This window comes from Azospira sp., from assembly GCF_030247495.1.
Classification (GTDB): domain Bacteria; phylum Pseudomonadota; class Gammaproteobacteria; order Burkholderiales; family Rhodocyclaceae; genus Azospira; species Azospira oryzae.
Map to the genome: position 1 here is coordinate 74,703 of NZ_JAOTRW010000008.1, position 22,714 is coordinate 97,416.

General features: G+C 62.1%; 26 protein-coding genes. 6 read left to right on the forward strand and 20 right to left on the reverse strand.

Annotated elements, in window-relative coordinates:
- The first annotated feature begins 42 nt into the window (after positions 1 to 42).
- The 6 genes from OEL49_RS12775 to OEL49_RS12800 all read left to right on the forward strand — a co-directional run bounded on the left by OEL49_RS12775 (position 43) and on the right by OEL49_RS12800 (position 7,369).
- Positions 43 to 1,188, forward strand: a complete 1,146-nt coding sequence (locus tag OEL49_RS12775) for a hypothetical protein (protein WP_014236589.1) — start codon at positions 43 to 45, stop codon at positions 1,186 to 1,188.
- Positions 1,178 to 1,618: a heat resistance system thioredoxin Trx-GI gene (gene trx-GI, locus OEL49_RS12780; RefSeq protein ID WP_014236590.1), complete on the forward strand. Its 441-nt coding sequence runs from the start codon at positions 1,178 to 1,180 to the stop codon at positions 1,616 to 1,618. The genes OEL49_RS12775 and trx-GI overlap by 11 nt, the downstream gene beginning before the upstream one ends.
- A 154-nt stretch (positions 1,619 to 1,772) precedes the next feature.
- Complete coding sequence (locus OEL49_RS12785; RefSeq protein ID WP_287874999.1) at positions 1,773 to 4,580, forward strand: sensor domain-containing protein; 2,808 nt, start codon at positions 1,773 to 1,775, stop codon at positions 4,578 to 4,580.
- A 171-nt stretch (positions 4,581 to 4,751) separates the two neighbouring features.
- The gene (locus OEL49_RS12790; RefSeq protein ID WP_150981261.1) at positions 4,752 to 5,243 is read left to right on the forward strand and encodes a phosphate-starvation-inducible PsiE family protein; all 492 of its coding nucleotides are present in this window, start codon (positions 4,752 to 4,754) and stop codon (positions 5,241 to 5,243) included.
- Positions 5,230 to 6,195, forward strand: coding sequence for a zinc metalloprotease HtpX (locus tag OEL49_RS12795; protein ID WP_150981262.1), 966 nt, complete (start codon positions 5,230 to 5,232; stop codon positions 6,193 to 6,195). The genes OEL49_RS12790 and OEL49_RS12795 overlap by 14 nt, the downstream gene beginning before the upstream one ends.
- A gap of 22 nt (positions 6,196 to 6,217) precedes the next feature.
- Positions 6,218 to 7,369 (forward strand): S1C family serine protease, encoded by a 1,152-nt coding sequence (locus tag OEL49_RS12800; protein ID WP_150981263.1) that lies wholly within the window; start codon positions 6,218 to 6,220, stop codon positions 7,367 to 7,369.
- Positions 7,370 to 7,544: 175 nt separating this feature from the next.
- On the opposite strand, the gene OEL49_RS12805 is transcribed toward OEL49_RS12800, so the two are convergent.
- The 20 genes from OEL49_RS12805 to OEL49_RS12900 form a co-directional block, all read right to left on the reverse strand.
- Positions 7,545 to 8,012 (reverse strand): lysozyme, encoded by a 468-nt coding sequence (locus OEL49_RS12805; RefSeq protein WP_211922741.1) that lies wholly within the window; start codon positions 8,010 to 8,012, stop codon positions 7,545 to 7,547.
- The gene (locus tag OEL49_RS12810) at positions 8,009 to 8,485 is read right to left on the reverse strand and encodes a hypothetical protein (protein WP_150981264.1); all 477 of its coding nucleotides are present in this window, start codon (positions 8,483 to 8,485) and stop codon (positions 8,009 to 8,011) included. Before OEL49_RS12810 ends, OEL49_RS12805 begins: the two co-directional genes overlap by 4 nt.
- Positions 8,482 to 8,787: a DUF6127 family protein gene (locus tag OEL49_RS12815; RefSeq protein WP_150981265.1), complete on the reverse strand. Its 306-nt coding sequence runs from the start codon at positions 8,785 to 8,787 to the stop codon at positions 8,482 to 8,484. The genes OEL49_RS12810 and OEL49_RS12815 overlap by 4 nt, the downstream gene beginning before the upstream one ends.
- Positions 8,788 to 8,864: 77 nt before the next feature.
- Complete coding sequence (locus tag OEL49_RS12820; RefSeq protein WP_150981266.1) at positions 8,865 to 9,215, reverse strand: DUF2793 domain-containing protein; 351 nt, start codon at positions 9,213 to 9,215, stop codon at positions 8,865 to 8,867.
- A gap of 3 nt (positions 9,216 to 9,218) precedes the next feature.
- The gene (locus tag OEL49_RS12825) at positions 9,219 to 9,815 is read right to left on the reverse strand and encodes a hypothetical protein (RefSeq protein WP_150981267.1); all 597 of its coding nucleotides are present in this window, start codon (positions 9,813 to 9,815) and stop codon (positions 9,219 to 9,221) included.
- A complete protein-coding gene (locus OEL49_RS12830; RefSeq protein ID WP_150981268.1) occupies positions 9,815 to 12,088 on the reverse strand; it encodes a phage tail protein in 2,274 nt (757 codons plus the stop codon). Before OEL49_RS12830 ends, OEL49_RS12825 begins: the two co-directional genes overlap by 1 nt.
- The gene (locus OEL49_RS12835) at positions 12,088 to 12,303 is read right to left on the reverse strand and encodes a hypothetical protein (RefSeq protein ID WP_211922742.1); all 216 of its coding nucleotides are present in this window, start codon (positions 12,301 to 12,303) and stop codon (positions 12,088 to 12,090) included. Before OEL49_RS12835 ends, OEL49_RS12830 begins: the two co-directional genes overlap by 1 nt.
- The gene (locus OEL49_RS12840) at positions 12,300 to 12,527 is read right to left on the reverse strand and encodes a hypothetical protein (RefSeq protein WP_150981269.1); all 228 of its coding nucleotides are present in this window, start codon (positions 12,525 to 12,527) and stop codon (positions 12,300 to 12,302) included. Before OEL49_RS12840 ends, OEL49_RS12835 begins: the two co-directional genes overlap by 4 nt.
- Before the next feature lie 18 nt (positions 12,528 to 12,545).
- Positions 12,546 to 13,334 (reverse strand): DUF2163 domain-containing protein, encoded by a 789-nt coding sequence (locus OEL49_RS12845; protein ID WP_150427996.1) that lies wholly within the window; start codon positions 13,332 to 13,334, stop codon positions 12,546 to 12,548.
- 5 nt (positions 13,335 to 13,339) lie between these two features.
- Positions 13,340 to 14,911: a hypothetical protein gene (locus OEL49_RS12850; protein WP_150427997.1), complete on the reverse strand. Its 1,572-nt coding sequence runs from the start codon at positions 14,909 to 14,911 to the stop codon at positions 13,340 to 13,342.
- Entirely contained in the window at positions 14,908 to 15,966 is a 1,059-nt protein-coding gene (locus OEL49_RS12855) for a hypothetical protein (protein WP_150427998.1), read from the reverse strand. Before OEL49_RS12855 ends, OEL49_RS12850 begins: the two co-directional genes overlap by 4 nt.
- An 18-nt stretch (positions 15,967 to 15,984) precedes the next feature.
- A complete protein-coding gene (locus OEL49_RS12860) occupies positions 15,985 to 18,690 on the reverse strand; it encodes a phage tail protein (RefSeq protein WP_150427999.1) in 2,706 nt (901 codons plus the stop codon).
- The gene (locus tag OEL49_RS12865) at positions 18,690 to 19,331 is read right to left on the reverse strand and encodes a DUF6441 family protein (protein ID WP_150428000.1); all 642 of its coding nucleotides are present in this window, start codon (positions 19,329 to 19,331) and stop codon (positions 18,690 to 18,692) included. The genes OEL49_RS12860 and OEL49_RS12865 overlap by 1 nt, the downstream gene beginning before the upstream one ends.
- A gap of 3 nt (positions 19,332 to 19,334) precedes the next feature.
- A complete protein-coding gene (locus OEL49_RS12870) occupies positions 19,335 to 19,490 on the reverse strand; it encodes a hypothetical protein (RefSeq protein WP_009521710.1) in 156 nt (51 codons plus the stop codon).
- 29 nt (positions 19,491 to 19,519) lie between these two features.
- On the reverse strand, positions 19,520 to 19,921 hold the full coding sequence (locus OEL49_RS12875) for a hypothetical protein (protein ID WP_150428001.1): 402 nt from the start codon (positions 19,919 to 19,921) through the stop codon (positions 19,520 to 19,522).
- Complete coding sequence (locus tag OEL49_RS12880) at positions 19,921 to 20,673, reverse strand: hypothetical protein (protein ID WP_150428002.1); 753 nt, start codon at positions 20,671 to 20,673, stop codon at positions 19,921 to 19,923. The genes OEL49_RS12875 and OEL49_RS12880 overlap by 1 nt, the downstream gene beginning before the upstream one ends.
- A gap of 2 nt (positions 20,674 to 20,675) precedes the next feature.
- On the reverse strand, positions 20,676 to 20,888 hold the full coding sequence (locus tag OEL49_RS12885) for a DUF7210 family protein (protein ID WP_150428003.1): 213 nt from the start codon (positions 20,886 to 20,888) through the stop codon (positions 20,676 to 20,678).
- 7 nt (positions 20,889 to 20,895) lie between these two features.
- The gene (locus tag OEL49_RS12890; RefSeq protein ID WP_029043079.1) at positions 20,896 to 21,321 is read right to left on the reverse strand and encodes a hypothetical protein; all 426 of its coding nucleotides are present in this window, start codon (positions 21,319 to 21,321) and stop codon (positions 20,896 to 20,898) included.
- A gap of 10 nt (positions 21,322 to 21,331) precedes the next feature.
- Positions 21,332 to 21,610: a head-tail joining protein gene (locus OEL49_RS12895; protein WP_009521715.1), complete on the reverse strand. Its 279-nt coding sequence runs from the start codon at positions 21,608 to 21,610 to the stop codon at positions 21,332 to 21,334.
- Positions 21,610 to 22,632: a major capsid protein gene (locus tag OEL49_RS12900; RefSeq protein ID WP_020200538.1), complete on the reverse strand. Its 1,023-nt coding sequence runs from the start codon at positions 22,630 to 22,632 to the stop codon at positions 21,610 to 21,612. Before OEL49_RS12900 ends, OEL49_RS12895 begins: the two co-directional genes overlap by 1 nt.
- Between the last annotated feature and the right edge of the window lie 82 nt (positions 22,633 to 22,714).

Genomic DNA, 22,714 nt, shown 5'->3' on the forward strand with positions numbered 1-22,714 from the left:
TCGGTTCGTGCCTCCATAGAAATGACATTAAAGGAGTCATACATGCAGATGCAATATAGCTATCGAGCTATCGACAAAGAGTTTCATGAACCATGGCAGAGAGCTTTGGGAAATGTGATCGAGCACGCCCTCAAGCCATTGCTCGACAAACACACTAAAGATTCAGTGCGACTTCAAATCGTCCTTGATCGCGACAAGACCAAGCGGCAATTTCTGGCCAGTGGCTATATGCACCTGCCCGGCAAAAAGATTGTCAGCGTTACTGCATCACATGACGAGCTGACGCCCCTCGCGCAGATGCTCGCACAGTCGTTGTTCCGTCAGGCCAAGAAGCATTTTGACCGGCTGCATGCTCAGGACCAAATCAAGCGCAAAGCACGACGCGAGCGCTTGCGCGAGCTCAAGGTGCGAATTGCCGCAAAACCCGCGTCAGCCGCCCATGAGGCCAAAGTGAACCGAATGCCTCTACTGTCGAAACTTGAGGCTGTCGCAAGGCGTGAGCTGGCTTATCTGCGTGCCGTCGGCGATTTACCGCGCGATTATCCGACGCTGCGCGACGTGGTGGATGAAGCGATTGTCCAAGCTGAGGTGGAATGGCAATCCGTGCCGGAAGAAAAAGCGGCTTACTTCGGTCTTCTGAAGCATCTGTTCGCCGTCCTGGATCACGAAGTGGCAAACAGCCGGCAATTTGGCGAATTCGTTTCTCTGGACGCGCCGGTCGAAGCGGATGCCCAGGACGTCGCCGAGGCCATGGTGGAAGAGGAAGTCTTCGAATTTTATCAGCCCGATGACACACTCAGGCTGGCCGATATCATCGCTGACAGTCAGCATCCCGATGCCGCAACGATCGCGGAACAGCAGGAGCTAGTTGATCGGTCGAGCGAGTTCGCTTTTGCATTCGACCTGCTGAAGGACATGCCGCGTTTGTGGCGGCGCATTTTTCTGCTTATCCGTGTGGACGGGCTGGATGCCAGCAGCGTCTCTGAAATCCTGCTGATTCCTAGTAAGGAAGATACTGTCCAAAGGTGGCTCATGCAGGCCGAAGCGTTCATCGCTGCTCATTTGGAAGAGGCCGGAGTAAGCAAAGACGGGAACGATTGGCTCCAAGGCGTTGATTGGTCGGCATTGTCTGTGACCCGAAGCGCGGCAGCCTCACTGTGGTCCAAGGAGGCGAACCATGAAGAATGATCTTCACCTCGTCTGTCCGCATTGCCAGTCCATCAACCGCGTACCGACTGCGAAGCTATCGGAACATCCCAACTGCGGCCGCTGCCAGCAGCCCTTGTTCACGGGCGAACCCATCGAGTTGACCACGGCGACGTTCTCGCGCCACGTGGAGCGCAGCGACCTGCCACTGTTGGTCGATTTCTGGGCACCTTGGTGCGGGCCGTGCAAGATGATGGCCCCGCAGTTCCAGCAAGCGGCGCGCCAGCTCGAACCCAGGGTCAGGCTGGCCAAGGTCAATACCGAGGCAGAACCCCACCTGGCCGCGCAGTTCGGCATCCGCAGCATTCCAACCCTGATTTTGTTCCGAGGGGGACATGAGGTTGCACGTCAGGCGGGCGCCATGGGCGCGCAGGACATTATGCGCTGGGTGACATCCCGCTTGCCGCAATGACCCGGCGCGAACCACCCTGCTTATCAGTTGTTCGATCCTTGAAGAAAGTGCGTAGCCGCGATGCATAGCGACCCAACCACACAATCTTTGACGAAATGCGTTCCCAGTTGCAGAAACTCTGGAACCTCTGTTTCACCCATAAGGAGCGTCACCTTTGAACGAGACTCCTCAAATCTCAGCCCGACACTGTGGCCAGATTAACCAGAATGCCCATTTTGGCAGTTGGCATCTCGATCTTGGCTCGCAACTCCTCACTTGCTCCGATGAAGCCTGCCGCGTGCTCGGCCTGGATGTTGGTGCGCCAATAGCCTTCGAGCGATTCCTGCAGTGCATTCACCCTGAAGACCGCCCCCTCTTCGATAGGGCATGGGATGCTGCCATGTGCGGAAAGTCCCTTGATCTGCGGTATCGCATCGTCAGCGGAGGGCAGGTTCGCTGGATACACCTGCGGGCAACATTCAAGGGCGACGCCTCTGGTCGGCCCAGAGCGGCAGACGGGACGGTAGAGGACATCACCGATCTCAAGAGGGTCGAGCAGGCGCTGAACTCCATGCGCCTACAGCGAGAAGAGTTGGCCAGCCACGTTCCCGGTATGCTTTACCAATACCGTCTTCGTCCGGACGGCAGCTCGCACTTCCCTTATGCCAGCGCGAGGATACAGGAAATATACGGGGTTGCACCGGAGGATGTTGTTGAAGATGCCACTCCTGCGTTCGCTGCGCTCCATCCTGAAGACCGCGACCGTGTGCATGAAACCATACAGGCGTCGGGGCAGTCACTCGCGCTTTGGCATGACGAGTACCGAGTGCAGTTTCCAGACGGTCGGGTGATCTGGGTCGAAGGCGAGGCGTCGCCTGAAGCCATGCCTGATGGGAGCATCCTCTGGCACGGCTATATCCATGATGTCACCTCACGCAGAAGATCTGCGGAAGAGCTTCGCCTTGCGGCTAAAGTTTTTGCGCACACAGGAGAGGGCATCCTCGTTACCGACGCTCAGGCCCACATTGTCAACGTCAATCGGGCGTTTTCCGTGATCACTGGTTATGCGCGGGAGGAAGTATTGGGCCAGACACCCCGTCTGCTCGAGTCCGATCGCTATGACGATGAGTTTTATCAGACCGTTTGGCAGGCTCTGCTTGAGCACGACTACTGGCACGGAGAGCTCTGGTGCCGACGCAAGAACGGCAGCCAGTTTGCCGCGCTGCTGACGATCAGTGCAGTCCCGGATATGCAGGGCCATATCGAGCATTACGCAGCCATGTTCTCCGACATCACGGCGCTGAAGGAGAACCAGCAACAGCTTGAACGCGTTGCTCATTACGACCTGCTCACCGGCTTGCCCAATCGACTATTGCTGGGAGACCGCCTTAAGCAGGCCATTCGTCAGACACGTCGGCGTGGCATGCACCTGGCGGTTGTCTTCATCGATCTGGATGGATTCAAGGAGGTCAACGACCAGCACGGCCACGCAGTCGGCGACAAATTGCTGTCCGTCCTGTCCAGGCGTATGACGCAGGTGTTGCGCGAAGAGGATACCTTGGCCCGTCTTGGTGGCGATGAGTTTGTCGCCGTTCTGGTCGACCTGCCGGAAAACTCCTTCAGCCTACCAATTCTTGATCGCCTGATCGAGGTAGCGGCACAGCCCGTACCGATTGGTGACGCACTGTGCGAGGTGAGCGCGAGTATCGGTGTGAGCTACTACCCGCAAGGCGAAGATATCGACGCCGACCAACTGCTGCGGCAGGCAGATCAGGCTATGTATCGCGCCAAGCAAGCCGGCAAGAATCGATATCACGTTTTCGATTCGGAGACGGATCATCAGCTGCGCAACCGTTATGAAGGGTTGGACAGCATAGCGAATGCCCTTGCCAATGGGCAGTTTCTGCTTTACTTCCAACCCAAGGTCAACATGCGCACCGGTGAGGTGCTGGGCGCCGAAGCCTTGATCCGCTGGCAACATCCGGCGCGTGGCTTGTTATCTCCTGCCTCCTTCATACCCATCATTGAGAACCATCCGCTCGGGATTGACGTGGGGAAATGGACCATCGAGGCTGCGCTGACCCAGATCGAAGTTTGGCGCAAGGCCGGCCTTCATGTCCCGATCAGCGTAAATATCGGTGCGCGGCACTTGCTGCAACCGGACTTCATCATGCATCTGCGGGGTATGTTGTCACGACATCCCGGCGCCCAGCCGCAAGACCTTGAACTGGAAATCCTCGAAACCAGCGCCGTGGAGGACTTCGTTCAAGTGTCTCAGTTGATGGCGCTGTGCGAGAGGATGGGATTGCGTTTTGCCCTCGACGATTTCGGCAGCGGCTATTCATCGCTGACCTATCTGAAGCGCCTGCCCGCGCACCTGCTCAAGATCGACCAAGGTTTTATACGCGACATGCTCGAGGATCCGGACGATATCGCCATCCTGGATGCGCTACTGGCACTGGCAAGGTCGTTTGGCAGGAACTGCATCGCGGAGGGAGTCGAATCCATTCAGCATGGTGAAATGCTGCTGCGTCTGGGATGCGAGTGGGGCCAGGGTTATGCCATCGGGCAACCGATGCCGGCGCATGAATTCGAGCAATGGCTACACACCTGGCAGGTACCCTTATCCTGGAAGGGATTCAAACCTGACAGTCGCTCCGCGCTGCCCGTGCCGTTCACATACGCCGACCACCGGGTCTGGATTTCCCAGATGATCGACTATCTGTCAGGCAAGACCCAAGTGCCCCCTCAATCCGAAACACTCCAATACTGGCGGGATCAAAGTGGTCGCCCTACGTTCTTCGGCAAGGATCCTGATGATCCGGTCGATGTCCTGCATCAGAGCATTCAGCAGATGGCTCACGCCCTGAGTGAAATGAAAAAAGCCGGCCGTGACGAGGCATTGAGGGCTGGCATCGACAAGTTGCAACATTTGCAGGCGGATCTGCTGGGATTGCTGCCGCCGGACCAGAAGCCGGATTGATGCCATGCATGGGACGAATGGTTGACGTGCAAGAGGCTGATCCACCCATCGGCGGCGCCACGGGCGCGCAGGACATTATGCGCTGGGTGACATCCCAATTGTCACGATGAGCCCGGAACTGATGCTCATTTTTGGAGAACCATTCAATCCTGAAGAAAGAGAAGAGTGCCCATGCAGAAAGATCCTAACCGAACAATGCTCGACGACATGCGCGATCAGTGGCGTTTGATGACCTTCTATGAACGTTTCGAACAGGTCGTTGCGCTCGTCTTGTCGGCAGTGATCGCCGTAATCATCGTGGTTTCGTTACTCCAGCTTGTCTCAATCGTATTCACCCTGCTGGTTCTGGATGCGTTCAATCCCTTGGATCACAAGGTGTTCCAGACTGTTTTCGGGATGATCATGACGCTGCTGATCGCCATGGAGTTCAAGCATTCCATTGTGCGCGTGGCGCTACGCCGTGACACCATCATCCAAGTGAAGACCGTGATTCTGATTGGACTGATCGCGTTGGCGCGCAAGTTCGTGGTCCTCGATCCCGAAGCCAGCCCGGGCAAGGTTGCAGCGCTTGCAGGCGCTACGCTGGCCTTGGGCATTACCTATTGGTTGCTGCGGGAGCGTGACGATCAGATGACCGAGAAAGCCGCGCATGACCCATCGTGACCCCGACAATCCATGCGATGCCTTTTCACGGCACCGTTGGCTAAATCGCTTGCAAACGGGGCTGCTGGGTTTGACCTTGTTAGGGATCGCCGCCGCTGCCGGCAGCCTGCTGTTCGGCGAGAACGGATTCTGGCTGGCACTGACAGTATGCGCATTGACCTTTTTGATCGAGCCGTTAGCCACCACGACGCTGACCTTGCGATTGTATGGCGCGCACGTGCTTCATCCGCACGAGGCTCCTGCGATCTGGTCGATGCTGCGAGATCTATCCACTCGCGCCGGTTTGTCAGCCACGCCAACACCTCACTATGTGCCCACCGCCGTCGTCAATGCCTTCGCTATCGGTTCGAAGCGCCATGCCGCCATCGCTCTCACAGATGGCTTGTTGCACAGCTTGAGCGAGCGCGAGCTGCGAGGTGTGCTCGCGCATGAGATCGCGCACATCGCTCAGGAAGATCTTCGTGTCATGGGGCTGGCCGATTCCATCAGCCGGCTCACGAATCTTCTGGCGCTACTGGGGCAGATATCGATCCTGTTCAGCTTACCGGCGCTGATGATCGGCGCGGTAGAGGTCAATTGGCTGGGGTTGCTGTTGCTGGCAGCCTCACCCCAACTCGCATTGCTCGCACAGCTCGGCTTGTCGCGCGTACGCGAGTTTGACGCCGACCGAATGGCCGCGGAGTTGACAGGCGATCCGCAGGGACTCGCTTCGGCGCTGGCGAAGATCGAGCGGGTGAGCCGTTCGTGGCGTGCTTGGCTGTTGCCCGGATGGGGCAACCCCGAACCTTCATGGTTGCGCACGCATCCGCCAACGGCGGAGCGCGTCGCGCGCCTGCTGGCGTTCGCGCCACAGCCTTCGTTGGCGCCACTGTTCCCCGCAGATCCATTCGCTCCGAAGCCCCTCGCCCCAATGCGCCCGCCACGTTGGCGGCCGGGCGGCCTTTGGCGCTGACCTACCCGACAGGAGACTCATCATGCCTTACCCAGACCCTCATCAGCGCAGCGTGCCGAATCAATTCGTTCGGCGCTGGCTCATCATGACCGCGTGTGTTGCCGCCCTCATGCTGTTGTGGCAGTTCCTGCCCGCAATCGAAGCTTGGCTCAGTCCGCACGAAGCCGCCGAGCGCACCATCACGCCGCGAGGTGATCTAGCCGCCGACGAAAAGAGCACCATCGAACTGTTCGAGAGATCGCGGGCCTCGGTGGTCTTCATCACCACGGCGCAGTTGGTGCGCGATGTCTGGACCCGCGATGTCTTTTCTGTTCCGCGCGGCACGGGCTCGGGTTTCATCTGGGATGATAGTGGTCACGTCGTTACCAATTTCCATGTCATCCAGGGGGCTTCGGAGGCCACGGTGAAGCTGGCCGACGGTCGCGACTACCAAGCCGCGCTGGTCGGAGCGAGCCCTGACCATGACATCGCCGTGCTCAAGATCGGCGTCGGCTTCAAGCGCCCGCCGGCCGTGCCGATCGGCATGAGTGCCGACCTCAAGGTCGGACAAAAGGTGTTCGCCATCGGCAACCCCTTCGGCTTGGACTGGACACTCACCACCGGGATCGTGTCTGCGCTCGATCGCTCACTGCCAGGGGAAACGGGCAGAGCAGCCATCGAACATCTGATTCAGACTGATGCCGCCATCAACCCCGGTAATTCGGGGGGGCCGTTGCTTGATTCGGCAGGCCGCTTGATCGGTATCAATACCGCGATTTACAGCCCTTCCGGCGCATCGGCCGGGATCGGTTTTGCAGTACCTGTGGACACCGTGATGCGCGTGGTGCCACAGCTCATCAAGACCGGCAAGTACATCCGCCCGGCACTTGGCATCGAGGTGGATGAACAGCTCAATGCTCGCCTGCAAGCGCTGACTGGCCTCCAAGGTGTGTTCGTTTTGCGCGTCACCCCTGGTTCTGCAGCGCAGAAAGCCGGTCTTAGCGGTGTTGAGGTCACTGCCCAAGGCATCTTGCCGGGAGACCGAATTTCCAGCATTGACGGCGTTGCTGTAGCTGACGTTGCCAAGTTGCTGGCACGGCTCGACGAAAGGAAGGTTGGTGATGTCGTGGTGTTGTCGGTAGAACGGGCTGGCAAATCGCGCCAAGTGCGCGTGGAGTTGCAGCCAGGCGTCTGATCTGGAGTTGGGAATACTCGGCGAGTTGCCGAATGTGGATGGGAAACGCAGGTTTTCGCCCAGGGTTGGAGTCGACATGCCCAGCGCCGGAAAAGACGTTGCCATTCGGCATCTGGTCATTGGCAAGGAATAACGATGGGATGTAGAAGAATTCGTGCCCCAGAAACTCGATGCCCTACTCTTTGGTGAGCAGTAAGGAAATCTCAGCCTCTCGTCGCGCGAAAAGGCCCGGTAGTACTTTCCCACCACCATAGACCCAGCGCCTTAGCTCCGTCGCCACACTTGCCCAGTCCCGCTGATTGACTCGCCGCCGCAACGTCGAGGTCTGCAACCGCCCCGGGCCAAGGTTAAACGTGAAATCCACGATTGCCGCGAGCCTGCTCTCGGGTTCAGTGGCCAGCACTGGGCAGTAACGTAGCGTTGCGGCGAGCGCTGTTTGCAGATCGCGCACCAAATAGACCTCGGCTTCTGCCTCCGTGATCGGCGGGTGCTTGGGATCGCAAAGGTGGCCGTACCCAATTGTCCAGAAACCTGCGGGGCAGATATAGGGAACAGCAGTGATCTCGATTCCGCGTTTCACCTTGCGCTCGAATCCCTCGAAGCGCTTGGCCAGATCAATGGCCGCTTGAGGCATTTCGATCATGGCCGTACCCGGTCAAACACGCGCCCGAGGAACCAGAAGTTCAGCACCCCGGCCCACAGCGCCTGATCGGCCTCCGTCCATGCGTGCAGGATGGCAACACCCCAGCCAGCACCTGCAGTCACTGCCGCCGCGAAAGCGGCTGTCTTGGCGGCGCAGTACAGGGCCATGAACCAGTAGGTGATGACGGGGCGCACGCTGATCGACAAGGCATCGGCCCAGCGAACCCCGGTTTTCTCGCCCTGAGTCCGAACTGCTTCCCGCAAGGTTTCGATGGCACCGACGTTCCATGCCGCGTCGGCACCCGCGCCGATTTCCGACATTCGCTGCGCGCCACGAATCTTCTCGAACTCCAGCGCCTTGTCCTGCATTGCCAGTTCGTGGCCACGCTCACCCTTGCGGTCGAGCCATTTGAGGATTTCAGGTGCGAGACGGAAGGCCCCTCCGAGGAGACCACCGAGCAGTGTCTCGATCATTGTGGGCCTCCCATCAGTTTCAACTTGATGGCAGCACCAACCAGCAGTGCGGCCAGAATGCCGGTGGTGATGACCTTGACGGTGGTCTGCCACGCGGTACGCCGGGCATCTCGCCAGGCTTCCAACAGGTCGCGTAGTTCGCGGATGTCGCGTGCTGCGTGGCCGTTTTCCAGGCCAAGGTGGGTCAGGACACGCTCGGCTCCGCGTTCAGCGGCCCGATCCAGCAGTTCGTCGAAGTCCTCGCGGCGCAAAAGGAGCATGTTCTCGACGAGCGCAGGCTGTTGTTGTTCGGGTTGGGTCATTGCAGTCTCCAGAAATGCGAAACCCGCCCAGTGCGTGAACACCTGGGCGGGTTTCTGGTGGGTACGAAGATGGGAAATCAGATGGCGATGCCTGCGCTCCAGCCGGTGGACTTGTAGGCCGAGAGCTTGGCCTCGTCCTCAATGTAGCAAAGCCAGCCGATCTTGGGCGAGTGGTACTCCCAGGCATCGGCAATGCGCACCGCGATCTGGTTGGTTTTTCCCGCCCACACACCCGTGGCAGCGGCAGGAATGAGGTAGCGGTCGCCGTTGGCGGGGCTGGCAGGTGGCGTGGTCAGGTCGCGGTCTTTCACGGACAGGCCGACCACAGCGCCGAGGCGCTTGAGGTTGGCGTCCATGCCGGTGTCCCAGCCGCTCTCGCCGAGCGTCCAGCCGTAGTTGAGTCCAAGGTTCGGGTCGGTTGATGACATGGTCTATCTCCAGAGATTCGATGCTTGGCGAATGCGCCGGACTGCTTCCGGATCGCCGGTGCGATGACTTTGTTGCGGGTGCTGCCGCCAATGACGCCCGACGATGGGCAGGTACAGCACACCGCCACGCTTGGCCACAAGCAGGGTCAGCAGCCAATCAGCAAAGTTGTTGAGGTCAGTGGTTTCCTTGAGCACGGCTTCGACGACGGAGCGTCGCATCACGATCAGGCCGTGCACGTGGCTAGCGCTGTTTGCGTGTTGCCAACGGCTGTAGGCCAGACGCCTCACGGCGATGTCCTGGCCGTTTTCGTCGGTCAGTGCTTCGTCGGTGTAAGCCATCACGGCCTGCGGGCAGGCATCCAGCGCATCGGCCAGTTGTGTGAAGGCACTGGCTTCGTACAAATCGTCGGGATCAACAAAGGACACCAGCGGCAGCGTGCCTTGTGCATAGCCTGCCGCGCGTGCCTCGCCGATACGCCCCGGAATGCCGGGCAAAACGTGCAACTGGATCGGTGCGTCCTCGAGGCTGGCGATGCAGGCCTCACGCCATTCGGCAGGCTCGTTCAGGGTGAGCAGATGAACATCGATGCGCGGCTCCATCACACACCTCCCCAATACTGTCCCCAGCGCAGGCCGTAGCCCGCGCGATCCATGACCCGCACCTGCGGCTGCCAGCTACTCAAACCATCGCGCACGGCACTGATCTCCGCCGTGATGCGGTCGCCCAGCGCACCGGCATCCAGCGCGGCCACTGCTGCCGTCCAGATGTAGGCGGTGCCGAGCAGCCCCGTCTCAGTACGAACCAGCACGTTGTTGCGATTGCGGATGTGCACCGTGTAGGTCACGCCCAGTTCTGGCCCGATATCGCCCTCGTCTTGCTGCACTAGATAGGCGGTCTGCTGTGTGCGGTCGCGATGGGCCCACGCGAAGGTGAGGTCACCGGCCACTACGACAGGCTCGGTCTGGCCATTGAGGCGGATACGACCGGGTGGATACGGCAAAGCCTGCCGACCGGCCAGCACCATCGGCTGCCCATTCGCGGCCAGCACTGGATCACCCTGATCGGTCGATGTGCGAGGAATCGCGCCCACGAACACCGATTCGCCCGGGGCCCGCTCCGCGCCTTCGGATGCCAGCCATTCGCCGACACCGATCAACCGAGTCCCCGGGGCATGTGCTTGGGGTGTGGTGTCGAGCACGCCGCGTGCGAGATCGATGGTCGCGTTGGCGGTATCGAAGGCCAGGACGACAACGGCCTCTGCAATCGCCCCATTGGCAGCCACCAGATACGCGTAGTCGCCCACGGCCAGTCTCTCCGGCTGGCTGATGGCCGTCACCGGCACACCGATGGCATCGACCTCGCTGGCAGGCAAGGCCACATCGAGCGTCAGCAGTGGTGCGTAGTCTTCGCCCACCACGGCAGTGAGGTCGCCGCCGGACGCGCCCGTAGCCAGTTGCCAATTCAACTGCCCGGTGCCACCGGCGGCGGCCAGCGCGCCGAGATAAGTGTCCGTATCGGTCAGGTAGGCCAGATCTGCGCGCGACAAGCGCCGGGCCAGTTCCCAATACGGCACCTCGACGGCCAGCACCACGGCGGGCGGCAACGGTTCGATGGTCGGCTCCTCGACGTGCGGTGGCGGGGGCGACAGCACGGTGTTGCTCATGCCGAACACATCTTCCATGGCTTCGATGCGCCACTCGGGCGCTCCCAAGGTGCCGGTGTCGATGCCGGTGACGCGCACCACCATCTGATCCACACCCAAGCGTGGCCAGTTCAGCAGGAACACATCGCCCGGCAGAGGCGCACGTTCCAGGGTGTCGCGTGCCACGGTCAGACTCATTCGGGCCAACGGCGAACCCAAGGCGCGCAGGTCACGCAAGGCCAGCCGCGCGGCCAGTGGCCCGTAGTTAACACCCGGGTAGTCGCGGCGTTGATTGATCACGCCGCCCTGCAACTGGATGGCGGCCAGGTTCTCGACCGTAACGGCGGCATCACCGCCGGTTTGCCAGTCGGTGTAGACGACGGTCAGTTCATTGGGTAGCTCGCCCCACTGGGCACGCTCGAAGCGTTCCAGCCGCACGATTTCGTCAGGCCCCAACTGTGGCAGGCTGTCGATCCAATAGTCGTCGCGCAGCAGCTTGAGCTCAAACGTGCCTTGCTCCGGGTCGGTGTAGAGGATGCCGCCAATGTGATCGATGACCTGGCCGATGAAGCTCTCGATGGGCTGCTGCCGTGTCCAGATCAGATTGAGGCCGAAGCCCTCACTCGACAAAGCCCATGCCGCGTTCCAGAAACTCCAGCCGATGGTGCTCTGCGGATAGCCCATACCCCAATGCGGATCGGTGAGGCACTGCACCAGAATGTGCGCCGGGTTCATGCCGACGCTGATCTCACGGCCTTCGTCCTCATCCCAGCTGCGGACTTCGGCATTCCATTCCATCCATGGCGCATCGAACCAACCCTCCGTGAAGCGCCGGACGCGCACTGCCCACGGTTTGATGTAGGGGTTGTTGGCTGCGAACAGGATCTTGTGTGCCACCAAGGACAGCACGCCCCGAAATGCCGGAATGGAACTGCCGAGGCGACTCATCAGGTAGTCGTTGCGTCCTTGTCCGGCATGACCAGAAAGCACATCGATGGTGCCGACCACGCCGCCTTCGCGCTCGTCGCCGCCAAACAGCGTGGGCTTGTTGATCGAGAGGCTGGTCAGCCCATGCCCGTTGGACAGCGGCGCGCGGTCGGCATCACCCCACGCGGTACGGTCGCCCATCTGGATTTCCTGCACGGCATCGACGGGCCCCTGGCACAAGGCCAGATGCAGCCCCATCCGGTAGCGATAACCGACGGTTTGCTTCTTGCTGCTGCCACCCATCAGCCTTGCCCCCGCTGGCTGGATTGATTGCGGGCGTGCTCGACCACACGCTGTGCCATTGCATCGCCGGTGGCCAGCAAGGTTTCGGCGTCACAGCCTTCACGCAGGAAAGCGCGGAAATCCAGGTCGTGACGCGCAAACCACGTACGCGTGCCGTTCACGCACAGGCCCACGGCGCGCACGTGATCGATGGTGATGACGGTCTGCGTGGTCATTTCTTGCCACCTTTCTTCTTGATCGGATCGGCTTCGAGATCGCCATACCAGACGACGTTGGAGCCGCGCAGCAGCACGGTGCCGAACACGACCGAGATCGGTCGGCCTTCTTCTGCGGTGGGGGCATCGACGTCAGACAGGGATGCCGGTTTGGGTTCGGGCGGTTTCGGCGCGAGCGCGACCGAAACCAGCGCCGCCACCACGATGACGACGAGGTACCACATGGCGATTTCTCCAAGAATTCAGAACACGCCCGTCGAGAACGGGTTTTTGCTCGGGATGGCGGGAAAGCCGCCGTAGTTGTCGAGGTTGCCGAAGCGCGACTCGCACGTGGCCGTGCTGTGATCGCAGCCGACCGTCAGCAGAACCTCGGTGCCGACTTCAATGGCCACCGGATAGAGCAACTCCACACCACCACCGTAGTCATTGACAATCATGTGGCGGGCACCTTCCGGGGTTTGCAACCAGCCACCGGCCAAGCCGCCACTGACACTGCCGGGCGTGCCACCGTCGAGATCGACGTTGCGGCCATTGCTGTTGCTCACCAAGGCGCTGGCAGAAATCGGTGAGGCACCACAGGCAGCCGAATACAGCACATGGGAACACTTGCGGCTGTAGAGCCGCCGCAACCCGATGCGCTTGAGACTGACTTGCGCCGACTCGCAGCGAACGCGAGCCACATCGTCGGCGACTTCGACACCCAGCACCCGGCCCATCCAGCGCGTTCCAGAGATCCACCAGTAGTCGCCCCAGGTGTCGCGCCGTCCGATACGCAGAGTGATCGAGGTGGTGTCACCGGTCAGAGAGTTGGCGAGCAGATGGCGCACCAAATCACAGTTCGGCGGCAGTTTCAGATCCAAGCCAGCCTTCGCAGCTTCAGCACCCAGCGCCAGTTCGTTGCGCTCCAAGGCCAGGCTCTTGTAGAGGTTGCCATCCAGATCAACATCGAATTCGTGCGGCGTCAGATAGAACTGCGCGCTGTTGCTGGCGAAGGCGTATAGCTCGACTTCCAGCAATGGGTTCTGGCTCATCGCGCTTACGCTCCCTCGTAGGTTTGACGGTCATTGCCGCGCGGTTCGGGCAACTGGCGCGCGGTCAAGGTGATCTCCAGCAGCGTCGGGCTGTGCCAGTACAGATCGACGGCGTCGTGGTCGAGGCGGCAGCGCACGAGGCGAATGACGCGGCTGCCTGCGGGCACCCAGTCGTCGAAACCCGAGCGCAGCACCAGCACACCACCTTGATCCAGATGGCAGGTCGCAGTCAGGGCGTACTGCCGATAGCCGTCTGGGTGCACGATCAAGCAAGCGGCAGGGCGATGCCAGAACGCCGAGATGTCTTTGCCATCCATGCGCAGGAAGCCATCCTCGGGATCGGCTTCGACGGTTACCCACAGGATCGGAGCCAAGCCATCGGGCAGCCAGAAGGCTTCCAGACGGCCTTGGGTGCGCCACAAGCGCGCCCGCCAGATCTCGACTTCATCGAGTGAGCTGGCCAGATAGCGCCGCTGCAAAGTTGTCGTCGCCCACGGATCGTCCCGGCGCATCCACGGATCTGCAGGCGAGAAGTCTTGGCGGGTGATCGTGGCTTGCGCGGCGGCCGTTGGATCGTCACGCCAGTTGCCATCTGGCCAGACCGGGATCTCGTCGAGCCATGGGTCATCGAGGACATCATGGTCGGGCAATGGCGCAGGCTGGATCTGTGTGGGGACGTTGCCGCCGACCATACCGGGTACCCACTGCGTGAGATCCGCCGGGTCAATGGCTTTGCCCCACACCAAGGGCATGATGGTGCCGCCCACGGCTGCGGCGCGTGCCAAGGGCTCCGTCAGCCACAGCAGATCGCTTTCCACTTCGCTGAGTTGGGCGATCTGCCAGCCATCGGCGGTGATGATCAAAATCCAGCGGCCATTGTTCTCAGTTTCCTGCCAGCCCTGCACCCCGTCGTAGGTCAGATGCACATTGGCCGAGAGTGGCCCGAACTGTCGCCCATCTGCCTCCGTCACATTGAGTGCCAGTGCGCCACGTTCGCAGGACTCGGTCAGGTGCACCGCGTACTGCGGCAGCGGCCACAGCGCCATTTGACCGAGATGATCGGCCAGCCAGTCGGCCACCAGGGCATCGGTCTGCCGGGCGTTGCCCACCTTGTAGGTGAGCCAGCGCCGAGGAACGCGTCGGCGTGCCTGCCGGGATTCGTTGCCACTGGCCAGCCGCGTGACGCTGGTCTGCCACTCCAGTCGTTCCACGAGGGGCTCTATCCAATCATGGCGGAAGGCAAACACGCCGCGCTGCGCATCCGGCCAAGGCTGGTCGCCAAAGGCATCCATACCGGTGGCGACGATGGCGCTTGAGGCCGTATCACGGCGCAACACTTCGACCAGAAAGGTTGGTGCATCGATGGGTGGCCAGGGCCCCGCCAAGGATTCCGCCAACAGGCTGGCCGCCAGATTGGGCGGCAGCGGAGCGACAGCTGTTTCCGGCGTGAAGCTGGCTGCGCTCGCCCCGAAGGTGGCGCGCGAGAGCACTTCACCCTGGAAGGCGGGCAGTTCGCTTCCAGGCGTCGGCTTGCTGGAAACCTCCGCGAGGTCTTGAACGACGACGCGATCCGTCATGCCGACTCCACGCCGAACTCAGCGGCATTGAAGGCTGCCTCCGTCCACTGCACGTTGCCGTTCGGATTACGCTCGAACAGCGTGCTCTGCCACGCCAGTTGCTCCTGCAGAACGATGTCAGTGCTGACGGCGGTCTGCGCGCCACTGACTACGAGGCCTTTGACCTTGCCCAGACCGGCGTCGGTCTTGCGGGCCAGCATCGTGAGCTGGACGCCATAGATGGCGGGCGTGGCCATCACCGGCAACGGCTCGACATCGAAGGACTGGCGCAACCCCACGTTCGGTGCATTGATCGCCGTAGCTTCGTCCTCGTCGCTCACGGCTTCCCATGCGGCGGTACCGACCGGGCTGGCCGTCCACTGGTTCAGGCTGCCATCGGCCTGTGCCTGCAAGGCATCGACGCGCACATCACCGAGGAAGGTGTTGTTGATCGTGCCGCTGGTGTCGGCGATGTAGAAGTCGTCGACGTCGATGGTGAGCGGACAGCTCTGGCCGGGCACGGCACCCACAAATGCCGTGAGCAGTTGGCCACCGCCCTGGATGGTGTTCTGCGCAGTCATCTGGATGGCCAGGATGCCGTTGATGCGCACTGACAGAATCCCGTTGCTCGTGCCCTGCGTGACCTGCAACTCGATGTAGTGCCAGCCGCGCGCCGGAGCGCTGGCAACTGAGACAGAGATCAACTGGTCATAGCCGTATTGCCAGCGGTAGAGCTTGAGCCGACCGTCCTCGCCGATTTTCACGAGATGCGCAACCTGCGAGTTGGCATCGCGCACGCCCAGGAGCAGTGGCTCGGTGTAGGTGTTTTGGTACGGCACCACACGAATGGCTGCCCCGACGATCAGGCTGGCCTTGGTGGCGTCGAGGTTCTTGACGTAGCCACCACCCGAACCTTCTGGCAATCGCAGGGCATAGGAGGACGGACGACGGCCATTGATCCGGGTGGCCTGAGGCGAGAGATACGCTGCCTTGCCACGTGCCAGCCACGGATCGCCAAAGCTGTCCACGGCCTGTGGGTCGTAGTGATCGAAACCGTCGATGAACAGAAGTGCCATTGGACTTTCCCCTGAAATTCAGCCTTGCAGCGCCGCACGGATGGCCCGTGCATTGCGCCCGATGATGTTGACGATGACTTTCTCTCCGGCAGGCGACTGCAGGTGGTCGTGGGTGACACCCGGATCGACCGCGTTGACGATGCGCACGGCCTGATTCATCTGCGGCTGCGCGGGCGGCACTTTCACCTCCGGTACCAGTCCGCCCGCTGCGAAGGCCAATTCGCCACCCTTGAAACGCGGGCCTGCCGACAAGCCGTTGAGCGAATCGAGGAAGGCCACACCGACCTGGCGCACGGCGGCAGCACGCACTACGTACTCGCCTGCTGAGAGACGCGCCGGGATCGAATCCGATGTAGCGCTGCCCGGCCCGGAGACCAGACCGCCGCCCGCGAACTTCTTGATGCCGCCCAAGAGCGCCATGACCGCGGCGACCATCGCCACCATTGCGGCAATGGCCAGTCCCGGGCCAACGATGGGAATCGAGGCTTGCGAGGCTGCCGCCCCGGCTCCTGCCTTGGCTGCATCCATCGACACCACGGCGGTGGTTTCGGTGGTCTTTTGCGCGACCTTGGCGGCGCTGGCCGCCGCATCGACGGTCTGCTCCTGCTGGATGAAGCCGAGCTTGAGCGCCAGCATCCGCGCCTGCATGGCGATCCACTGCTGGAAGGGCTGGATCACGATTTGCTGCAGGAAGGCATCGGCCACCTGCTGAAAGATGCTCGCCAAGGCACTGCGCCAGGTCTGCGCGCCGGTGATCATCCCGTTGAGCGCACCGCCGAAGCTCTCGCCGATGCGATTCCACAGCGGGGCCATTTCATCGACGGTGAGCTTGGTGCGATCCAGCTCGTTGCGCCACGCCTGCACGCGAATCACCGCATCCGGCCCGATGGCCTGCGCGGCTTGCTGCATGGTCGGCAACAGGCGCTCCATCTCGGTGGCCGATTGCTGTTGCAGGGCCACGATCTGCTGACGCGCCTGTGCTTCGGTTAGCAGCCCAGCTTGCTGCTGGGTCTGGATGGCCTCCTGCGCATTGCGCAGACGCTCGGTGACCTGCCGCCATTGGGCTTCGAGCGCCGCCAGATTGGCCTGCGCCGCCTTCACGTTGATCAGTCGATCGACTAGCGACACACCGTCGGCGTCGCTTTCTGCCGCCAGTCGTGCCCGAAGATCACGGTAGCTGCGCTCGATGGCGGCTTGTCGGTCAGCATCGGTAGCCGTGCCGGTGATCTGAGCCAGTTCCTCACGCGCCTGCGCCAAGGCATCGGCCAGCTCACGCTCGGCTTGCGCGGCCTTACGCGCATTTGCCTGCTCGATGTCCGTGCGCCGATTGTTGAGCGTGATGAGGTCGGCTTCCGCCTTGGCCACTTCGGCCTTGGCACGCAGGCGGTCGTTTTCCGATTTGCCCGTAGTGGCGACTTGCTGACTGCGGGCCAGCTCCTGCTGCTTGCGGGCAATCTCGGCATCGACCTCGCGTTGCTCGATGGCTGTTTTCTGCGTGTAGTAGTCGCGCACCGAAACCAGACGGTCTTCGAGTGCAGCGTCCAGCGCAGTTTGTTGCCGGGTCAGACCGTCCCTGAGCAGGGCGAACTCGGCGTCCAGCTGCGCTTTTATCAGCGTGGTTTGCGCGCCGGTCGTGTCCTGCGCAGGCTTGGCGGCCTTGGGCTTGGTCAGGCGTTGAAGCAGTTCCGGATCGGCCTGGATCTTGGGTGCCTTGACCTCGATGGGCTTGGGGTCGAACAGGCTGTCACGGAAGGACGCCAGTTCATCCAGCCGTTTGACCAGATTGCCTTTGAGGTCGGCAATGATGGCCTTGGCCCCATCGGTGTTGCCCTTGAGCGCCTCGACCGCCGCCGCCACACCGGCACCAATGGCCTCGCCCAAGGCGACGAAGGCCTTGCCGACGGTGGCGGCACCGAGCGCCAGGGTCTTGAGCACCAGCACCACGCCATCCAGGATCGCGCGCAGTGTGCCGCCTTGCTTGGCCGACTCGACCATGCCACCGGCCATATCGTTCAGGGCGGGCAGCAAGGACGCGATGATCTGGTTACCGATGCTGGTGGTGGCCAGTTTCAGCTTGTCGAGCGCATCGTTAAAGTTGCCCGCCTGCGCCGCAGTCTCACTACTCATCTGCACGCCGAGCGCCTGCATCTCGGCGGCGAGCTCATTGATGCCGTCGCGCCCCTGATTCAGAAACGGGATCAGCTCGGCTCCCGACTTGCCGAACAGTTGCACGGCCAGGGCGGTTTTCTCCGCGCCATCGGGCATGGCCTTGAAGCGCTCGGCCAGATCGAGCAGCACCTGATCGGTGGCTCGCAGGGTGCCGTCCTGGTTCTTGAACTCGACACCCACGGCGGAGAATCCGCGCGCGGCATCTTCCGACCCAGTCGCGGCTTCCAGCATCGTGGTGGACAGCTTGCGCAGCCCCTTCTCGAACGATTCGCCGGACACTCCGGACTGCTCGGCTGCCGGTTTCCATACCGACAGGGTCTCGACGCTGACACCGACACGTTGCGACATCTCGTCCAGCGCATCACCAGTGTCGATGGCCGATTTGACCATCGCGGTCAGACCGGCCACAGAGACAGCCACGCCGAGGTTGGCCAGCACGCCATTGACGCTCTTGGCGGTGTCGGTCAGGCCACCCAAGCCCCGCTTGATCGAGTCGAAGGCGGTCTTGGTCTGGTCGACGGCACTGATCAGGATTTGGGCACGATTGCTTGCCATCAGACTTTGTCCAGTTCTTGTTGAATCGCCCGCGCCAAGGCAGGTAGTGCGCGTTGCACGCCACCCGCCAGATTCAGTCGTCGTTTGAGATCGACGCGCTTGACCAGCACGGCGATGGGAATCTCCTGGCCACGCTTGATCTGCTTGGCCCCGGTACGACCACGCTCGGCACGCTTGAAGCGGCCCAGCTGCCCGGCGTTCTCTTTGATGTTCTCGGCCATCAGCAGCACGCGTCCGTTCTTCTCGATGAAGAAGGCATTGCCCGAGCGCATCAGGCCATCGATGACCGCCTTGAAGCGCTTGGGGCCGATGCGCCCGGGCAGCAGCGGTATCAGCAAATTGCCGCTCACCGTGCCGCCTTTTTCATGCAGACCGAGCCAAGGAATCTTGCTGCCGACCAGCAAGGCGGGCAGCAGTTCGGGCTTCTTGTCGAACACCTTCACGCCCATCGAAGAGATGAATCTGTTGCGCTTGACGGTGAAAGCACTGCGCATCTCGGATCGCGCCGCATCACGCACTTCACGCCCGCCCGATTGCATGCCCTTGGCGACAGCGGTGTGGATGGCACGACGCCGCTCGGTGCTCCACGCCGCCAACTGGCGCGGGTCCAACAAGCCGGTGGTGGTGAGCGAGAGGCGCATGGGTCAGTCCTTGAGCAGATCGCGTTGCAGTTGTTCGATGCCTCGCTTCTCGCCCTGTGCTGCCACGGCATGAATGCCGAGCAGCTGGGCAAGTTGCTGCCGTTCGATCTGTCCGTCGGCATCCAGAAAGGCTTGCGCCTGCGTGAGCGTGTAGGCCATCACGTCGCCCAGGCGGTGCCCGGTGCGGATCAGGCGGGCGACGGCACTGTCCCAGCCGAGGTCGTCAGTGAACGCAGCGTCGGCGCGAGTCGCTGGGCCGCACCCTGAATCGCCGGGACGACATGCGCCACGAAAAAATCCGCGTTCACCTCGAACACGGCGGCGGCCAGTTGCACAGCGTCCTCCAGCGACAGGTCGTTGATCCACGCGCGTTCACGCCGGGTGGTGATGGCCAGCAAATCCAACACGGCATCGCCATGCCGTCCCAGCAGCGCCATCCAGTCCGGATCACTGGTGATTTCCTCGGCCAGCGGGCGCACCACGGCCAGCAGCCGTGGCAACTCACCCAGCCGGATCGGCGTCAGTTCCAGCGCGGTGCCGGACAGCGTCACGACCACAGGCTCAGGGGGGAATGTCTTGAAGCCGTCCATCACAGCAGCACCAGACGGCCGAACTGACCGAGATCACCACCGACTGGCTTGGTCAGATCCGCCAGTACCTGGCCCGACAGCTCGAACTTCAGCAGTTCGTCCGTGATGATCGAGAGTTCCTTGGCCGGGTTGATGGCCACGCGGTAGAGGTCGATCACCACCTCGCGGTTGCCGTCGGCGGTGTTGAGCCCCTCGAAGCGAATCCAGCGCTCGGGCAGTGGCTGGGTGAACATCGCCGTGCTCTGCGCCGCGCCATAGGCGTAATCGACGGTGAACGGCTCGGTGTACGGGCCGCCCGACGTGGCATCCAGCACCACCAGTGAACCGTGTTTGGCATTGACGCTGTAGTGGCTGACCGGGAGCGTCTTGGGCGTGACGTCCGAGTCCTGGATCTGCACGGCGGACACGTTCTGCATGGCCAGCGGATACAGACTGCCCGGGGTGACCGGGTTGGGCAGCAGTTCACCGGTCACCGTACCGGGGGTGATCGTGGTCGTGGTGCCGTAGAGCGCGAGCGCAAGATTGGTGGCGATCAGTTCTTCCAGCGTGCAGGCGAATTCACCTTTCTTGGTCTTGATGAGCTGCAGGTCGGTCAGGCGCTGGCCCGACTGCGCTTCCTGGTGCTCGATGGTGTCTACTGACAGCGAGACCTTCAGCTCGGGCACGTTGCCGACGAAAGTCAGTCCAGCCGGGTTGCCGAATTCATCGCGTGCGCCGATGTAGACGCGGCCTTGTCCAGAAAAGTAAGCCATGTTCAGTCTCCTTGGGTGGCTGCAGTTGTGGAAACACCGGACGTGGCATCACGGCGGGTGGGTTTGGAATCAGTGGCGGGGGTGGCCGCTTTGGCCGTGCCTTGTGCGATCAGCCAACGGGCGCTGGCGTCATTCAGATCAAGGCGATCACCTACGAAGAGGCGCTTGCCTGCGTGGGTATGGGGTTTCAGTAGCTCGATGGAGAGGGTTTGCATAAGGTGTTCATCCTGTTTGGGTGAGATCGATGGCGTGGGTGCGGTAGCGGATTTCGTAGCGGGCGGGCAGCGCGACGGCCCCGGCGTCGGCGTCGTCGAACTCCCATTCGCAGTCGATCTCGCGCACGGCGATGGCCAGACCGCCCAGATTCGGGTCGGCGAGCATTGCCGCGTGGGCCGCGACCAGCGTCTGGTCGGCGACGTCGAAGGCATCCGCACCGCGTGCCACCACGGCAAGCCGGACGATCAGCAGCCGGTCGACCAGGTGGTTGGCGTGGGCGGTGATGCTGTCGCCATCGACGAACAGCAGCAGCGCTGGACTGGCCTCGCGGGTGACCGGTACGGCAGGCATGCGTAGCACCGGTGTCGGGGCAATCGCAGATGCCAGGCGCGTGACGATCTCCCGCAAGACGCGCTCGCGGACGGAGTTCATGGGGAGTTCCTCAGAGTTGGGAGAGCGAGGCGCGACGCTCGGTGCCGTCGCCGATGGCGCGCACGTCGCGCACCTGATAGGTATTGCCTGCCACCTCGACGGTGTCCCCGGCTGCCAGCGTCAGCCAGGACGCCGGGTAGTCGATCTGGTAGTCCCGCGACAGCGCAAAACCATCCAGCACGGTTTCGTCGGGGGCACGGAAGGCGCAGTGCACGGTGCTGCCCGCCACCGTGACGGCGGTCAGCAGTCCTGCACTTCGGGCCGCCTCGTACAACGTCGCGACATCCATCAGGCAGCAACGAGCTTGATCAGCACGCCAGGGCGATGGCACATCGGCAGCGGGTTGCTCTGCGTGTGCAGATCAGTGCCCCGGTCGAACTTGCGTGGCTCCTGCTTGGCATACAGTGGCTGGCCGATGGTGTTCACGGTCTCGTTGAAGTCCGCTGGCGCGAAGTAGGTCGCGAAGGTATCCACCGTGCCGACCGGGAAGGCATGGGCTTCCCCTGCGGCAATGAAGCGGCGCGACCCCAGCGTGCCGTCGGCCTGCACAAAGGACGCCTGGCCACGGTATTCCTCGAAGGTGATGCCGCTGTAGCTGAAGCCCGAGCGCATGTCGTTGATCAGCACTGCGCCCTGCTGCCAGTTCTGGTAGGCGGTCTTGACCTCCTTGTGGGTGGTCAGTGCCCGGAAGAACTCGGTCGAGCACAGCACATGCACGCCGGTCGAGAACTCGCCAGTGAGCCCATCTTCCATGAGGCCCAGCAACTCGAGGCAGGCAGTCTTGATTTGCCCGTTGTCGGCCGCCGTCGAAAACTCGAAGGACACCGATTGCGCAGTGATGTCGAACTCGTCGAACAGATCGACGAGCTCACTGCCATCAGCGTCGAGGATCTTGCCTTTGAGCGCACCCATGCGCAGATGCTCCAGGGTGATCGCGTGCTTGTTGCGCATGGTCTCCAGATGGCGGGCCATGACACCGCCGATGGCTTCCATTTCGGTTTCGGAACCGAAGGCGCGCAGTCCTTGCACTTCCTCGGGCAGCACCACGTCGTCGTGGGGGATGTGCGGGATCACGAAGGAGCGCAGGTTGCGCTTGCCACGCTCACCCACCGTGCCGGGCGAACCGGGCGCCCGGGTGGGCAGCAGATTCAGACGACCGGCGTACTCCTCGACGATGATCTGCCGGGTGCGCACCGGCTTGGCCGGGAACAGGTTGAGTTGCTCCAGCCGCCCATAGCGGTTGGGCAGGAGGTTGATGGCGGCCGTCAGGCTGGCCATCGAAAAGCCGGGGTTTTCAAAAGGGTTCTGCATTTGGGATCTCCAGAAATGACGAAACCCGCCAGCGGCGGGTTTTGGGGGGAGTGAAACGGAGCGTTGGAAGTGCGTCAGGCGC

Bases quoted from the DNA above. Each gene is read 5' to 3' on its own strand.
- OEL49_RS12860 (WP_150427999.1), bottom strand. From the start codon at position 18,690: ATGGCAAGCAATCGTGCCCAAATCCTGATCAGTGCCGTCGACCAGACC.
- OEL49_RS12880 (WP_150428002.1), bottom strand. From the start codon at position 20,673: ATGGCTTACTTTTCTGGACAAGGCCGCGTCTACATCGGCGCACGCGAT.
- OEL49_RS12805 (WP_211922741.1), bottom strand. From the start codon at position 8,012: ATGATCGAAATGCCTCAAGCGGCCATTGATCTGGCCAAGCGCTTCGAG.
- trx-GI (WP_014236590.1), top strand. From the start codon at position 1,178: ATGAAGAATGATCTTCACCTCGTCTGTCCGCATTGCCAGTCCATCAAC.
- OEL49_RS12815 (WP_150981265.1), bottom strand. From the start codon at position 8,787: ATGACCCAACCCGAACAACAACAGCCTGCGCTCGTCGAGAACATGCTC.
- OEL49_RS12895 (WP_009521715.1), bottom strand. From the start codon at position 21,610: ATGGATGTCGCGACGTTGTACGAGGCGGCCCGAAGTGCAGGACTGCTG.
- OEL49_RS12855 (WP_150427998.1), bottom strand. From the start codon at position 15,966: ATGGCACTTCTGTTCATCGACGGTTTCGATCACTACGACCCACAGGCC.
- OEL49_RS12820 (WP_150981266.1), bottom strand. From the start codon at position 9,215: ATGTCATCAACCGACCCGAACCTTGGACTCAACTACGGCTGGACGCTC.
- OEL49_RS12810 (WP_150981264.1), bottom strand. From the start codon at position 8,485: ATGATCGAGACACTGCTCGGTGGTCTCCTCGGAGGGGCCTTCCGTCTC.
- OEL49_RS12840 (WP_150981269.1), bottom strand. From the start codon at position 12,527: ATGTGGTACCTCGTCGTCATCGTGGTGGCGGCGCTGGTTTCGGTCGCG.
- OEL49_RS12890 (WP_029043079.1), bottom strand. From the start codon at position 21,321: ATGAACTCCGTCCGCGAGCGCGTCTTGCGGGAGATCGTCACGCGCCTG.
- OEL49_RS12835 (WP_211922742.1), bottom strand. From the start codon at position 12,303: ATGACCACGCAGACCGTCATCACCATCGATCACGTGCGCGCCGTGGGC.
- OEL49_RS12850 (WP_150427997.1), bottom strand. From the start codon at position 14,911: ATGACGGATCGCGTCGTCGTTCAAGACCTCGCGGAGGTTTCCAGCAAG.
- OEL49_RS12800 (WP_150981263.1), top strand. From the start codon at position 6,218: ATGCCTTACCCAGACCCTCATCAGCGCAGCGTGCCGAATCAATTCGTT.
- OEL49_RS12775 (WP_014236589.1), top strand. From the start codon at position 43: ATGCAGATGCAATATAGCTATCGAGCTATCGACAAAGAGTTTCATGAA.
- OEL49_RS12845 (WP_150427996.1), bottom strand. From the start codon at position 13,334: ATGAGCCAGAACCCATTGCTGGAAGTCGAGCTATACGCCTTCGCCAGC.
- OEL49_RS12795 (WP_150981262.1), top strand. From the start codon at position 5,230: ATGACCCATCGTGACCCCGACAATCCATGCGATGCCTTTTCACGGCAC.
- OEL49_RS12825 (WP_150981267.1), bottom strand. From the start codon at position 9,815: ATGGAGCCGCGCATCGATGTTCATCTGCTCACCCTGAACGAGCCTGCC.
- OEL49_RS12885 (WP_150428003.1), bottom strand. From the start codon at position 20,888: ATGCAAACCCTCTCCATCGAGCTACTGAAACCCCATACCCACGCAGGC.
- OEL49_RS12830 (WP_150981268.1), bottom strand. From the start codon at position 12,088: ATGGGTGGCAGCAGCAAGAAGCAAACCGTCGGTTATCGCTACCGGATG.
- OEL49_RS12870 (WP_009521710.1), bottom strand. From the start codon at position 19,490: ATGGCCTACACGCTCACGCAGGCGCAAGCCTTTCTGGATGCCGACGGA.
- OEL49_RS12875 (WP_150428001.1), bottom strand. From the start codon at position 19,921: ATGGACGGCTTCAAGACATTCCCCCCTGAGCCTGTGGTCGTGACGCTG.
- OEL49_RS12865 (WP_150428000.1), bottom strand. From the start codon at position 19,331: ATGCGCCTCTCGCTCACCACCACCGGCTTGTTGGACCCGCGCCAGTTG.
- OEL49_RS12790 (WP_150981261.1), top strand. From the start codon at position 4,752: ATGCAGAAAGATCCTAACCGAACAATGCTCGACGACATGCGCGATCAG.
- OEL49_RS12900 (WP_020200538.1), bottom strand. From the start codon at position 22,632: ATGCAGAACCCTTTTGAAAACCCCGGCTTTTCGATGGCCAGCCTGACG.